A 12,610-nucleotide genomic window follows, 5' to 3' on the forward strand; every position below is an offset into this window, starting at 1 on the left:
TCTCAGTTTTCGAGCGACGCGGGGTCTGGCACCGTCGGCACCGTCTCGTTGTAGCCGGTGAACCAGGTCACCATCGTGGCGCGGCCGGTCTCGGATCGGTGCCGGAACTTCAGCGTCATCTCGACCCGCTGGATTCGGTGTGTCGTTCTGTTCACGTGCATCTCGTAGGAGCGGTCGAGTACCGTCACGGGCCCGGCCCGTTCGATCCCGTTGCCGGGCTGGTCCGCCAGGATTCCCGCGAGGGTGCTGTTCCGTGGGGCCAGTTCGAGCTGGTAGGTCAGCCGACCGTTCGTCCGGGCCCGCTGGAAGTCGGTCACCGTCGCTGCAGTCAGGAGGGCGGCCTGGGCGCGTGCGGGGTCGCTCACGTCGGCGGACTCGCTGGGCAACGGCTCCCAGCCGTCGCTGGTGTTGCGGTAGGCCCGGTCGTCGACGACGTGAGTGGTGTCGTTGCTGTCGGTGCTGTAGACGCTCGTCGCGGCCAGCGACCGGTTGGCCAGCGTCGTGACGTTCGTGAACGTGCGGTTCGCGCCGATAGACACGTCCATGTTCGTGACCGCCCGGTAGCTGTCGACCGATTCCATCGCGTCGAGCGCGTCCGACTGGATCGAGACCGCCTGCTCGCCGACCGACGTGGCCCCCGTTCCGGGGACGATGCCGGCGCCGCTGACGAGGACGACGAACGTCAGCACGGCTATAACTGTCGCGTGGTGGAGGGACGCCATCTCGTTCGATACAACCACTCCCGGGGGTCATCAACCCATTGGTTTCCGAACAAATCAAACGAACGGGAACGTCCCAGCCGTTCCAGCGCGCGATGCGACTCCCCGGGGATCCCAGCCCGCCCGATGTACCCGGATTAGAGTTTGCTCTCGGCGTCCTCGGCGAGTTCCTTCATCCGCTTGCCGATCCGGCCGGCGTCGGAGAACTCGTCCTCGCTCATCGCGGTGGCCAGCGCGTTCCCGAGGACGAAGACGGCGTGTTTGTGTTCGCTTTTGGACTTGTGTACGTCGTTGGGCGTCACGTCGAGTTCCTCGTACGGGTCGAAAAGCTCCGAATCGACGTCCTCCAGATCCGAGAAGTAATCTTTGATCTGCACCATGTGATCGTGCAGTTCGAGCAGTTCGTCTTTGTGCATCTCTACTGTAACATACGCAAAAGCACTGTTTAAGGGTTTTTGACAACCCGTGCCACAGGTCCGCACACTCTCTGTGGGCGTGTCGAGAGCCCACGGCAGCTCCTTCCGGCCGACGGCGACAGGCCCCAGGCGCGAGCAGTCGGACCCGCGGTGGCTCCCTGGTCTGTCAGAAGACGTACTCGTCGTCGTGTCCCATCATCCCGTCGTCTTCGAGGCCGGCCTCCTCGTCGTCGTCGACCGGGCCGCTGGTCTTGTACGCCTTGATACCGGTCGAGAGGAGGTCCTCGATGGCTTCTTCGCGGTTCAGGAACTCCCCTTTCTCGACGAGCTGAGCGATCTGCATCTCGAGGTGTTCGGGGACGGTTATCTCTGCCTTCGGCATTTGAACATTCGAGGTTTCGACTGAGGGGTATTTAACTCTGACGGGGGTTCTTCGGTTCGCGTGAAAGATTTCGTCAGCATTCGCAAACTTGTCTTTTCACACGCGCGCGTTCTGTTTCCGAAATACGGCATCAGGGTTCCACATTCGGCAAGCAGTCGCCGGACCGATACGTTCGCCCGCCCGGAGTCGGCACGCATACGTAGCTGTGGCCCGTCGGTTTCGCTGTGCCCGTTACCGACGTTACGGACCTCTACGAGGAGTTCGGCGACGAGCGGCTCCCACCCGGCCAGCACGAGACCAGTGACTTCCCGGTCCTCTCGAAGGGGAACACCCCGACGTGGGACCCCGAGAACTGGAGCTTCCGGGTCAGCGGGGCCGTCGACGAGGAACTGGAGCTATCCTGGGACGAGTTCACCGACCTTCCCAGCGTGACACAGCGACAGGACTTCCACTGTGTCACCGGCTGGAGCCGTTTCGACTGTGATTTCACCGGTGTCACGTTCCCCGAGTTGGCCGAGCGCGCGGGTGTCCACGACGACGCCTGTCACGTCATGTTCACCGCCCTCGACGACTACACGACGGACTTGCCCCTCGAGGACTGCATGCGCGAAGAAGTGCTGTTCGCGTACGGATTCGACGGCGACGACCTGCCCGCTGAACACGGTGGTCCGCTCCGGGTCGTAACGCCGCACAAGTACGCGTACAAGGGCGCGAAGTGGGTGTGTGGCATCGAGTTCCTCACCGAGCCAGAGCGCGGGTTCTGGGAGAAGCGGGGATACTCTGTCACGGCCGACCCGTGGGCCGAAGACCGGTACAGCTGACCGCGAGCGCGCCGTTGGCCGGGTCGGCAACTCGTTCTCGCGCGCTGGAAGGACAGTCTCAAGAGGGACCAACCCTGAGATTCGGGGGAATGGAACCGGCCCAACGCGAGGAGAGAGTGGGTCCACGCGCGGGTGCAGTGCTGGTCAGTCGTACCTGCGAGGTACCCGACGTATCCTACCGGGCGTTCCTGTCCAGCCACCCGGCCCCGCGGCTTCACTGGGCCGCGCCGGACGGCCTCGAAGTGGTCGGCAGCGGGGCGGCAGTGACACTGACCGCCCACGGGCCGGACCGGTTCGCCCGACTCCGCGAGGACGCGACGGCGGTCTTCGGCGATGTCGACCGAACCGGCCCGGTCGAGACGCGACCGCGATTCCTCGGCGGGTTGGCGTTCAACGAGAACCACGATCCAGCACCGCCCTGGACTGGCTTCCCCGCGGCGGCGTTCTCGCTCCCCGAGACACAGTTGACCCGTGCCGACGGCACGACCTGGCTCACCGTCAGGGAGTACGGGCAGGACGTATCGCCCGACGACGTGGCCCGACGGCTGGAGGAGACCCGCGAGGACCTGGAGACGCTGCCGTCGATGTGTCCCAGCGGCGGTCCGCCGGGGGTCGACCGCACCGAAGTCACGCCCACCAAGGCCGAGTGGACCGCGCAGGTGGAGGCGGCCATCGACCGGATCGCAGAGGGGGACCTCCGGAAGGTCGTCCTCGCGACGGCGCTGTCGGTCGACCTCAAATCGGAGATCGACGTGCCGAGCGTCCTCGAACGGCTCCGCCGGACCTACCCCAACTGCTATCGCTTCCTCGTCCAGCCGACCGACGAGGCGGCCTTCTTCGGCCCGCCGCCGGAACGGCTCGTGAAGCTGACCGACGGGCACGTCAAGACCGAGGCCCTGGCCGGGTCGGTCCCGCGGGGCGGGACACCCGAAGCGGACGCCGACCACGCCCAGTCCCTGCTGGAGAGTGAGAAACTCCAGCACGAGCAACGGCTCGTCGTCGACGCCATCATGGACCAGCTGGCACCGCTGGGCGACGTTGCGGAGGGCGAGCAGGGCGTCCGGAAACTCACGAACATCCAGCACCTCCAGACGTCCATCGAGACGACGCTCGCGGACGAGGAACACGTCCTCACCATCGTCGAGGCGCTCCACCCGACGCCCGCCGTCGGTGGCCTCCCGCCCGAGAAGGCCTGGGAGGTCATCCGTGACACGGAGACCTTCGAGCGCGGCTGGTACGCCGCGCCAGTCGGCTGGTTCGACAGTGACGGAGACGGCGAGTTCGCCGTCGGCATCCGCTCTGGCGTGGCCGGTGGCCGACAGGCGACGCTGTTCGCGGGCAACGGCATCGTCGCCGACTCCGACCCCGACGAGGAGTGGGACGAGGTCAAACACAAGTACCGCCCGATCCTCGACGAACTCGAACGCTGACATGGTCGCTCCGAACCGCAACACGCTCTGGGGCAGGGTGATCGCCGACGAGCTTGCCGCGGCCGGCGTCTCGGGCGCGGTACTCTCCCCCGGCAGTCGCTCGACGCCACTGACCGTCGCCATCTCCGAACACGACGTGATCGAGACGTTCTCCGTACTCGACGAGCGGTCGGCGGCGTTCTTCGCGCTCGGCCGGGCCCGCCGGACCGGCGAACCCACCGCGGTCGTCTGTACCTCCGGGACCGCCGCGGCGAACTACCACCCCGCGGTGATCGAGGCCAGCCAGTCGCGGGTGCCCTTGCTCCTCCTGACCGCCGACCGCCCGCCCGAGCTCGCCGACAGCGGTGCCAACCAGACCGTCGATCAGGAGCAACTGTACGGCGACGCAGTCCGGTGGTACCGCACCCTCCCCGAACCCGAACCCACCGACCGAAAACTCCGCTCGCTCCGGACCACGATCGATAGAGCGGTCGGCGAGACCACCGGCGTCCCGGCCGGTCCGGTCCACCTCAACTGCCCGTTCCGGAAACCCCTCGAACCCGTAGAGGTGGAGGATGACGTGCCCGAGGACCTGGCCGAACGCGCGCCGCTGGCCGTCGAGGGCCGGGACGGCCCCTTCGTCGAGCGGACCGCGGGCCGACCGACCCTGACCGGGAGAGAGATCGAATCGGTCGCCGCGACACTCGACGAGGCCGACCGCGGCCTGCTCGTCGCCGGGCCGACTGACGCGCCCGCACTCGACGCCGACGCGATGGCCGACCTCGCCGCGGCGACCGGCTTCCCGATCCTGGCCGACCCGCTCTCGGGACTGCGCTTCGGCGACCACCTCGACCGCGACGGCGTGACCGTCTGTGGCGGCTACGACTCCTACCTTGCCGGCGCGAGCGAGTGGCCCGACCCCGAGGTCGTGTTCCGGATGGGAGCCTCCCCTACCTCGAAGGTTTGCAGGCAGTATCTCCGGGACCACGCGGCCCGACAGTTCGTCGTCGACCCCGCTGGCGGCTGGCGAGAGGCCGAGTTCACGGCGACGGATCACCTGGTGGCCGATCCCTCGCGGCTGGCGGCCGACCTCGCCGAGGAAATCGGCGACGGTGCGACCGACGCCACCGCCGACTACCGCGACCGCTTCGCCGCCGCCGAGCGCGAGTACTGGGACCTGATCGACGACGCCCGCGCCGACGAGCACTTCGAGGGACAGGTGCTGGCGACGGTCGCCGAGCGCGCACCCGATCCAGCCACCGTATTCGTCTCCAACAGCATGCCCGTCCGCGATCTAGACCGGTTCGGTCGGCCCCGTGCGGCGGCCCTCACGGTCCTCGGAAATCGGGGTGCCAGCGGCATCGATGGCATCACCAGCACGGCGCTGGGGGCCGGGAGCGCGACCGGCGACCCGCTGATCCTCGTGACGGGCGACCTCGCCTACTACCACGACTCGAACGGCCTGCTCTCGGTGGCGCGCTGTGGCGTGGACGCGACAATCGTCCTCGTCAACAACGACGGCGGCGGCATCTTCCACATCCTCCCCATCGAAGAGTTCGACCCGCCCTTCACCGAGCAGTTCCGGACACCCCACGGACTCGACTTCGAGCCGACGGCGGACCTCTACGGGCTGGCGTTTCAGCGGGTACAGCCCGACGGCTTCGCCGACGCCTTCGCGGAATCACAGGGGATGGACGGGACCCAGGTGATCGAGGTGGTGTTCGACGCCGACGCGAGCCACCGGACGCGGGAGGCGATCCACGAGCGGGCGATCGGACTGGTCGAATCCAGCCGCTAATCGAGCGAAGCTGCCGAAACCGTCGCTCTCAAACGCCAGCGTCAAGTATGACCCGGTGTGACCACTGGGTAATGCAACGACGTACGTTTCTCTCGCGAGCGGGACTCGCGACGGCAGGACTGGCGGCGACGGCCGGATGCATCGGCGATTCGTCGAACTCGGACGACGGGACGCTGACGGTCGCGACGTACAGTTCCTTCACCGGCGAGGACACGGCGGGCAACTGGCTCAAGTCGGCCTTCGAGGCGGAAAACTCCGAGGCGACCGTCGAGTTCCGGACGCCGGAGAACGGGATCAACCGGTTCATCCAGCGGAAGGCGTCGGGTGCGACGGTCGACGCCGACCTGTTCGTCGGGCTGAACACGGGCGAACTCGTCCGGGTCGACGAGCAACTCGACGAGCAACTGTTCACGACGGCTGCGGATAGCGTCGAGGGTGCCGACACGGTCGACCCCTCGCTGTCGTTCGACCCCGAGGGGCGGGCCATCCCCTACGACACGGGCTTCATCAGTCTGGTGTACGACGAAGGCGAAGTCGACGCGCCGGGGACCTTCGACGCACTGCTCGAGCCGGCCTACGAGAACGGGCTGATCGCCCAGAACGCCCAGCAGTCCGATCCCGGGCGGGCGTTCCTGCTGTGGACGATCAAGGCGAAAGGGCCCGATGGCTACCTGGATTACTGGGAGGAACTGGTCGACAACGGTGTCCAGATCCTCTCGGACTGGCAACCGGCCTATCAGGCCTACACGAACGGGGAGGCACCGATGGTCGTCTCCTACTCCACGGATCAGGTGTACTACCACGGCGAGGGCGTCGACATGTCGCGCCACCAGGTCGGGTTCCTGAACGATCAGGGGTACGCCAACCCCGAGGGGATGGCCCAGTTCGCCGACGCCGACAATCCGGAGCTGGCGCGGGAATTCATGTCGTTCGCCCTCACGGAAGAGGCCCAGAAGGAGATCGCGGTGCGCAACGTCCAGTTCCCGGCGGTCGAGGGCGTCGAACCGAGCGGTGACTTCGGGAAGTACGCACTCAGACCGCCCGAGGCGGTGACCTTCGGTTACGACGAACTCGTCGGCAAGGTCGACGGCTGGATCGAGGCCTGGGCGCGCCAGATCGCAGGCCAGTAGCGATGGCCCGCCGGGACGGCTGGGCACTGTGGATCGGCGTCGCCGCGACGCTCGCGACGCTGGTCGTCGTCTTCTACTACCCCGTCGGCCGCGTCTTCGCCGACGCGGTCGCCGTCGACGGCCGACTCACGCTCGCCCCGCTCCGCGCGGTGCTGGGCGACCCCTTCTACACCGGTGCGGCGCACACGCTTTTCATAGATCCCGCGGCGGTGCCGTCGGGAATCGCTCGCTGGCTCGCGGCCGGCGCACCACCTGTCGAGTTCGGCCTGTTCGGTTTCACGGCCTACCAGGCGCTGCTCTCGACGCTGGTAAGCGTTCTGGTCGGCCTCCCCGGCGCGTACGTGCTAGCCCGGTTCGAGTTCCCCGGCCGACGATTCCTCCGGTCGGTGACGATCATCCCGTTCGTCCTGCCGTCGATCCTCGTCGCGGTCGGCTTCCTCGCGATGTTCGGTCGGACGGGCCTGTTCAACGATCTGCTCGGAATCGTCGGTCTCGGGCCCGTCGAGTTGACGTTCACGCTGGAGATCGTCGTCCTCGCGCACGCCTTCTACAATGCGCCGCTGGTGACGCGGCTGGTGACGGCGGCCTGGGAGTCGGTCGACGCCGACCGGGTCGAGACCGCCCGGACGCTCGGGGCCTCACCCCTGCGGGCGTTCCGGGACGTGATCCTCCCACAACTCCTGCCCGCGCTGGCGACGGCCGCGGTGTTGACCTTCGTGTTCACGTTCATGTCGTTCCCCATCGTCCTGGCGCTGGGTGGGCTGGAGTTGGCGACGGTCGAGGTGTGGCTGTTCGCCCGCGTCCAGAGTCTGGACCTGACCGAGGCGGCGACGCTGGGTGCCATCGAAACCGCCCTCTCGCTGGGCCTGCTGTACGTCTACCTGCGCTACGAGGCACGCCGGACCGAGCCGGGCGGAGCGAGCCGGGGGCTGTCCCGCCGGCCGCTGGTCGACGGAATCCGGTCGCTCGTCGATCCCCTCCGGGTCGCGATCTTCGCGTACAGCGCCGTCGCCCTCGTGCTGTTCGCGGGGCCGCTGGTCAGCCTCGTGATCGAGAGCATCACGACCCCTGCGGGGCAACTGACGCTCGACTACTACGCGTTCCTGCTCGCGCGACAGGCCTCGACGGCTGCGGGGACCGTCCGCCCGTTCCCGGCCGTCGTCAACTCCCTGCTGTTCGGCGTGGGCACGCTCCTCCTGTCGATCCCGATGGGCGTCGTCGTCGCCGTCGTGGCGACGCGTGGCGACCGTGGCTCTCGCGCGGCCGAGGCCTTGCTGACGGCCCCGCTGGCGGTCAGCGGCATCGTCCTCGGTCTCGGGATGCTCCAGGCGCTCGTGTTCGGCACGACCCTGTTCGGCTACCGACTCACCGTCACCGGGCCGGTCGCCATCGTCGCGGCTCACGCGGTCGCGGCCTACCCGTTCGTCTCCCGCAGTGTCACCCCGGCGCTTCGCTCGATAGACGACCGACTGGGTGAGGCCGCGCGCTCGCTCGGGGCCGACCGGACGCGCGTGCTGACCGACGTGGAACTCCCGCTGGTCGCGCCCGCGCTGGTGGCCGGTGCGGCCTTCGCCTTCGCGATCAGCGTCGGGGAGTTCGACTCCACCGTCCTGCTCTCGACGGGCGTCGACAGCGCGACGATGCCGGTCGCGCTCGAACGCTACGTCGGCGACCGCTCGCTGGGCCCGAACCTCGGTCCGGCGACGGCGATGGGTACCGTCTTGCTGGCGGTGACGACCGTCAGTTTCGTACTGATCGACCGCGTCGGCGGGAGGTGGGAGTGATGACTGGCGCAGACGGCGGCGTCGACGTAGAGAACTTGACGGTTACCTTCGGCGACGTGGAGGCACTCGTGGACGTGTCGCTGTCCATCGACGACGGTGAATTCTTCACGCTCGTCGGCCCTTCGGGCTGTGGGAAGACGACCCTGTTGCGCACGGTGGCGGGCCTGGAAACGCCGACCGCGGGCCGGGTCCGGATCGACGGCCGCGACGCGACCGACGAGCCGCCCGAGGATCGGGGCGTCGGCGTCGTCTTCCAGAACTACGCGCTCTTCCCCCACATGACCGCCCGGGAGAACGTCGCCTACGGGTTGCAGTTCCACGACCTGCCCGAACCCGACGACCAGCGGGTCGGCGAACTGCTCGATCTCGTGGATCTGGCGGGCGTCGCTGACCGGGAACCCGACCAGCTATCGGGCGGCCAGCAACAGCGGATCGCGCTGGCCCGCGCGCTGGCCCCGAAACCCGACGTTCTCCTGCTGGACGAGCCGCTGTCGGCGCTGGACGCCAGCCTCCGGAAGCGCCTCCGGGTGCAGATCCGGTCGATCCAGCGCGATCTGGACATCACGACGGTGTACGTCACCCACGATCAGGCCGAGGCGCTGGCGATCAGCGACCGCGTGGCCGTCGTCCGCGACGGCCGGATCGAGCAGGTCGGAACGCCGGAGGACGTGTACCGCGAACCGGCCACCCGCTTCGTCGCGGAGTTCGTCGGCGACAACAACGTCTTCGACGGCGTCGTCACCGAGGCGGGCGACCGGATCGCCGTCGACGGCACGGCGACGCTCCCGCTCCCGAACGGGACCGACCTGACGGCAGGGGCGAGTGCGACGGTCTCCGTTCGACCGGAGGCGATCTCGATCCGCGACCGGGAGCGGGCACAGACCGACGGGGACGGCTCGGCGGTCGACGGGCCCGGGGGGACCGCGGTGACACGGTCCGCGACCGTCGAGACCGTCGAGTACCTCGGGGACGCCTACCGCGTCCACTGCCAGTGGGACGACCGCCCAGTCACGGTCAAGACAGACAGCACGAGCCCGCCAGAGGGGACCGTCACGCTCGGGTTCGAGCCCGACGCGGTTCACGTCCTCTCGAACGGGAAGCCGGACACTGGGGCCGGAGGTGGCCGATGACCGACCTCGGGAAGATCGACCGCGACGTGTTCCGGGACGTGATCTACCCCTCGCTGGGTGCGAATCGGGACGACGTGGCGCTGGGCCCCCAGCACGGAATCGACTTCGGCGTCGTCGAGGTGGGCGACCGTGCGGTCGTGATGGCGGCCGATCCGGTCTCGCTGCTGCCCGAACTCGGGCTCGAACGGGCGGGGCGCTTCGCGCTGGAGATCGTCCTGACCGACGTGGCCGTGTCCGGCATCCCGCCGACACACCTGGCGATCAGCCTGACGCTCCCGCCGGACTGGAGCGACGAGGACCTGGCCGCGGTGTGGACCGGGCTCGCCGACCACGCCGAGCGGTTGGGCGTGAGCATCGTCACGGGCCACACCGCGCGATACCCCGGCGTCGACAGTTCCTGGGTCGGCGGGGCGACGGTGCTGGGCGTGGGCGACCCCGAGGACGTGGTTCGGCCCGACGGCGCGAGTCCCGGCGACGACCTCGTGCTGACCACGGGGCCGGCCGCGGAGCTGACCGGCCTGTTCGCGACGCTGTTTCCCGAGCAGCTGGGACTGGACGCCGGGACGGTGGCGACCGCGCAGGAACGGGTCGACGACATCGCGGCCGTCGCCGACGCTCGCGCGGCCTTCGAGGGTGGCGCGGTCACCGCGATGCACGACGCGACCGAGGGGGGCGTCGCCGGCGGCCTGGCGGAGATGGCCAGCGGCGCGGGCGTCCGGTTCGAGATCGAGTCCGACCGGGTACCGATGGCCCCGGGCGTCGAGGCGGTCTGTGACGCCGTCGACGTGGACCCGTGGACGGTGTCCAGTGCCGGCACGCTCCTGATCACGGTCGAGTCGGGCGACGGACGGGCGGTCGCCGAGGCGGTGCGACGGCGCGGAACCGCCGCGGCCGTCGTCGGGTCCGTGACCGACGGCTCGGGTGTCGCCGTCGACGGCGAGGCTATCGAACCGCCGGATAGCGACCCTGTATGGGACGCCTTCGAGCGATTCTCGTGAGGGCGTCGGGCAGTCGGGACGGTCAGGTCCGGAGGGCAGCCCGAGTCAACACCGCGAGGCCGAACGGGACCCAGCACGCCGTCAGCGCGACGACGCCGACGAGTGAGACGACGCCCACGCCGGGTAACGCGATCAGGACGGCCGGCGCGAGTACGCCCCAACCGCCGAACACGACCATCCCGACCTCCGGGATCGAGAGGAGGTAGCCGATCACGAACAGCGTGCAGAGTCCGACGACGACGTTGACGGGTGCCGGGAATGCGGGGAACAGCGAGGCGAAGAGAAACACGGGGTAGAAGGCGAACATCGTCCCGACCTGGATGAGCGACTGGGGCGTCAGCGGAACCCGGACGCGGTCGAAGGACTGCTCCTTGTAGTCCGTCCGCGTGGCGTAGCCGGCCGTCGTCGCGCTCGCACCGCCGCGCTGACTGCCCGCCTCTCGCCAGTCGGGCCCGCCGTCGGCACTCCCCGCCGTGGCCTCGGCCGTCTCCGTCGATCCGTCCCTGCCCGCCGATCCGCCTGCCCCCGCCGTCTCCGCCGATCCGCTCGCACCGGTGTCGGAACTCCGGGACGAGCGATCTCTGCCCGTCGTGCCACGGGCCGAGTTACTGGCGGTGCGATCCGTGGTTCGCTCCGCCTCGCCCTGGCCGGTGGTGTCGTCCGACCCGTCCGTCTCGTGGGATTCGTCCGCGTCGGTGTCGTCCGCTGCCCAGCCGGCACCTGCGACGTACTGGCGGTGGCCCAGTCGGTCGTAGCGGGCCCGTTCGTCCGGGTCCGTCAGGACCTCTTTGGCCCGCGTGATGCGTTTGAACTGCGTCTCCGCGTCGGGGTGGTCGCTCACGTCGGGGTGGGTCTCCTTGACCATCTCGCGGTAGGCCGCCTGTATCTCCTCGCGAGACGCGTCGGGCGGCACGTCGAGCACGTCGTAGAACGTGGGCTGGGCGTGCATCGGGGGTTTCTGGTGGGGTGGGTGGGTAGTTGCGGGGCGACACCGAACGGGCACGGGTTCGGGATTCGTTCACACGGAGTTACGCGAGCGTGCTGATAAATCTCCCCCCGCGTTCTCGGCGCTGATACCGATCGTGACCGTGAACCTATTTGACGACACCGACCCGAGTTCGCGTATGGTCTCGGCACTTTTCGACGACGACCGCTGGGAGGCGGTCGACGAGTTCGATTTCGAGGACATCACCTACCACCGCGCCAAACAGACGGGTGCGGTCCGGATCGCCTTCGACCGCCCCGCAGTGCGCAACGCCTTCCGCCCGCCGACCGTGGACGAACTCTACGTCGCGCTCGACCACGCCAAACGCCAGACCGACGTGGGCTGTGTCCTGCTGACCGGCAACGGCCCGTCCCCGAAAGACGACGGCTGGGCGTTCTGTTCCGGCGGGGACCAGACCGTTCGGGGACCGGACGGGTACCAGTACGACGAAGAGGGCAAGACCGGCCGTCTGCACATCCTCGAAGTCCAGCGGCTCATCCGGTTCATGCCCAAGCCGGTCGTCTGCATGGTGCCGGGCTGGGCCGTCGGCGGCGGCCACTCCCTGCACGTCGTCTGTGACATGACGCTGGCCAGCGAGGAACACGCGAAGTTCCTCCAGACCGACCCCGACGTGGCCTCTTTCGACGCCGGGTTCGGGTCGGCCCTGCTCGCCCAGCAGATCGGCCAGAAGAAGGCTCGCGAGGTGTTCTTCCTCGGGAAGACCTACGACGCCGACGAGGCCGAGGAGATGGGTATGGTCAACGAGGTCGTCCCCCACGAGGAACTGGAGGAGGTCGCGCTGGCCTGGGCCGAGGCGATCAACACCAAATCGCCGACCGCGATCCGGATGCTCAAGTACGCCTTCAACCTCGCCGACGACGGGATGGTCGGCCAGCAGCTATTCGCCGGCGAGGCGACCCGCCTGGGCTACATGACCGAGGAAGCACAGGAGGGCCGGGACGCCTTCGTCGAGGGCCGCGAGCCGGACTTCTCCGAATTCCCCTGGCATTACTAATAATAGACCGACATTATTCTGGC

The 12,610-nt window shown here is 68.5% G+C and carries 12 protein-coding genes; 8 read left to right on the forward strand and 4 right to left on the reverse strand.

The features are described from left to right. Window positions 1–2: 2 nt before the first annotated feature. The 3 genes from MU521_RS01925 to MU521_RS01935 all read right to left on the reverse strand — a co-directional run bounded on the left by MU521_RS01925 (window position 3) and on the right by MU521_RS01935 (window position 1,517). Window positions 3–722 (reverse strand): hypothetical protein, encoded by a 720-nt coding sequence (locus MU521_RS01925; RefSeq protein ID WP_139171013.1) that lies wholly within the window; start codon window positions 720–722, stop codon window positions 3–5. A 134-nt stretch (window positions 723–856) separates the two neighbouring features. After that, the gene (locus MU521_RS01930) at window positions 857–1,135 is read right to left on the reverse strand and encodes a UPF0058 family protein (protein ID WP_092686485.1); all 279 of its coding nucleotides are present in this window, start codon (window positions 1,133–1,135) and stop codon (window positions 857–859) included. Between the two features lie 166 nt (window positions 1,136–1,301). Beyond that, the gene (locus MU521_RS01935; RefSeq protein ID WP_092659232.1) at window positions 1,302–1,517 is read right to left on the reverse strand and encodes a ribbon-helix-helix domain-containing protein; all 216 of its coding nucleotides are present in this window, start codon (window positions 1,515–1,517) and stop codon (window positions 1,302–1,304) included. A gap of 224 nt (window positions 1,518–1,741) precedes the next feature. Between MU521_RS01935 and MU521_RS01940 the strand changes: the two genes are divergently transcribed. The 7 genes from MU521_RS01940 (at window position 1,742) to MU521_RS01970 (ending at window position 10,587) form a co-directional block, all read left to right on the forward strand. Further along, the gene (locus MU521_RS01940; RefSeq protein WP_092686484.1) at window positions 1,742–2,338 is read left to right on the forward strand and encodes a sulfite oxidase-like oxidoreductase; all 597 of its coding nucleotides are present in this window, start codon (window positions 1,742–1,744) and stop codon (window positions 2,336–2,338) included. Between the two features lie 89 nt (window positions 2,339–2,427). Then, the gene (locus MU521_RS01945) at window positions 2,428–3,768 is read left to right on the forward strand and encodes an isochorismate synthase (RefSeq protein WP_092686483.1); all 1,341 of its coding nucleotides are present in this window, start codon (window positions 2,428–2,430) and stop codon (window positions 3,766–3,768) included. Between the two features lies 1 nt (window position 3,769). Beyond that, window positions 3,770–5,545 (forward strand): 2-succinyl-5-enolpyruvyl-6-hydroxy-3-cyclohexene-1-carboxylic-acid synthase, encoded by a 1,776-nt coding sequence (gene menD, locus MU521_RS01950; protein ID WP_092686482.1) that lies wholly within the window; start codon window positions 3,770–3,772, stop codon window positions 5,543–5,545. 71 nt (window positions 5,546–5,616) lie between these two features. Then, complete coding sequence (locus tag MU521_RS01955; protein ID WP_092686481.1) at window positions 5,617–6,675, forward strand: thiamine ABC transporter substrate-binding protein; 1,059 nt, start codon at window positions 5,617–5,619, stop codon at window positions 6,673–6,675. A 2-nt stretch (window positions 6,676–6,677) separates the two neighbouring features. After that, a complete protein-coding gene (locus MU521_RS01960; RefSeq protein ID WP_092686480.1) occupies window positions 6,678–8,459 on the forward strand; it encodes an ABC transporter permease in 1,782 nt (593 codons plus the stop codon). After that, the gene (locus MU521_RS01965) at window positions 8,459–9,589 is read left to right on the forward strand and encodes an ABC transporter ATP-binding protein (protein ID WP_092686479.1); all 1,131 of its coding nucleotides are present in this window, start codon (window positions 8,459–8,461) and stop codon (window positions 9,587–9,589) included. The genes MU521_RS01960 and MU521_RS01965 overlap by 1 nt, the downstream gene beginning before the upstream one ends. Then, window positions 9,586–10,587 (forward strand): AIR synthase family protein, encoded by a 1,002-nt coding sequence (locus tag MU521_RS01970; protein ID WP_092686478.1) that lies wholly within the window; start codon window positions 9,586–9,588, stop codon window positions 10,585–10,587. The genes MU521_RS01965 and MU521_RS01970 overlap by 4 nt, the downstream gene beginning before the upstream one ends. A gap of 22 nt (window positions 10,588–10,609) precedes the next feature. Here the strand turns inward: MU521_RS01970 and MU521_RS01975 are convergent, their stop codons facing one another. Further along, window positions 10,610–11,536 carry a DnaJ domain-containing protein gene (locus MU521_RS01975; RefSeq protein ID WP_092686477.1) on the reverse strand — a complete coding sequence of 309 codons (927 nt, stop codon included), beginning with the start codon at window positions 11,534–11,536 and terminating at the stop codon, window positions 10,610–10,612. A 175-nt stretch (window positions 11,537–11,711) separates the two neighbouring features. On the opposite strand from MU521_RS01975, the gene MU521_RS01980 reads away from it, so the two are divergent. Further along, window positions 11,712–12,587 carry a 1,4-dihydroxy-2-naphthoyl-CoA synthase gene (locus tag MU521_RS01980; protein WP_092686476.1) on the forward strand — a complete coding sequence of 292 codons (876 nt, stop codon included), beginning with the start codon at window positions 11,712–11,714 and terminating at the stop codon, window positions 12,585–12,587. Window positions 12,588–12,610: the final 23 nt, after the last annotated feature.

Source organism: Halorientalis regularis (assembly GCF_023698535.1).
In the GTDB taxonomy this organism is placed as follows: domain Archaea; phylum Halobacteriota; class Halobacteria; order Halobacteriales; family Haloarculaceae; genus Halorientalis; species Halorientalis regularis.

What these genes read in the sequence shown, in the direction of transcription:
- MU521_RS01925 (WP_139171013.1), bottom strand. Translation starts at nt 722, where the DNA reads ATGGCGTCCCTCCACCACGCGACAGTTATAGCCGTGCTGACGTTCGTC.
- MU521_RS01930 (WP_092686485.1), bottom strand. Translation starts at nt 1,135, where the DNA reads ATGCACAAAGACGAACTGCTCGAACTGCACGATCACATGGTGCAGATC.
- MU521_RS01935 (WP_092659232.1), bottom strand. Translation starts at nt 1,517, where the DNA reads ATGCCGAAGGCAGAGATAACCGTCCCCGAACACCTCGAGATGCAGATC.
- MU521_RS01945 (WP_092686483.1), top strand. Translation starts at nt 2,428, where the DNA reads ATGGAACCGGCCCAACGCGAGGAGAGAGTGGGTCCACGCGCGGGTGCA.
- menD (WP_092686482.1), top strand. Translation starts at nt 3,770, where the DNA reads ATGGTCGCTCCGAACCGCAACACGCTCTGGGGCAGGGTGATCGCCGAC.
- MU521_RS01955 (WP_092686481.1), top strand. Translation starts at nt 5,617, where the DNA reads ATGCAACGACGTACGTTTCTCTCGCGAGCGGGACTCGCGACGGCAGGA.
- MU521_RS01960 (WP_092686480.1), top strand. Translation starts at nt 6,678, where the DNA reads ATGGCCCGCCGGGACGGCTGGGCACTGTGGATCGGCGTCGCCGCGACG.
- MU521_RS01965 (WP_092686479.1), top strand. Translation starts at nt 8,459, where the DNA reads ATGACTGGCGCAGACGGCGGCGTCGACGTAGAGAACTTGACGGTTACC.
- MU521_RS01970 (WP_092686478.1), top strand. Translation starts at nt 9,586, where the DNA reads ATGACCGACCTCGGGAAGATCGACCGCGACGTGTTCCGGGACGTGATC.
- MU521_RS01975 (WP_092686477.1), bottom strand. Translation starts at nt 11,536, where the DNA reads ATGCACGCCCAGCCCACGTTCTACGACGTGCTCGACGTGCCGCCCGAC.
- MU521_RS01980 (WP_092686476.1), top strand. Translation starts at nt 11,712, where the DNA reads ATGGTCTCGGCACTTTTCGACGACGACCGCTGGGAGGCGGTCGACGAG.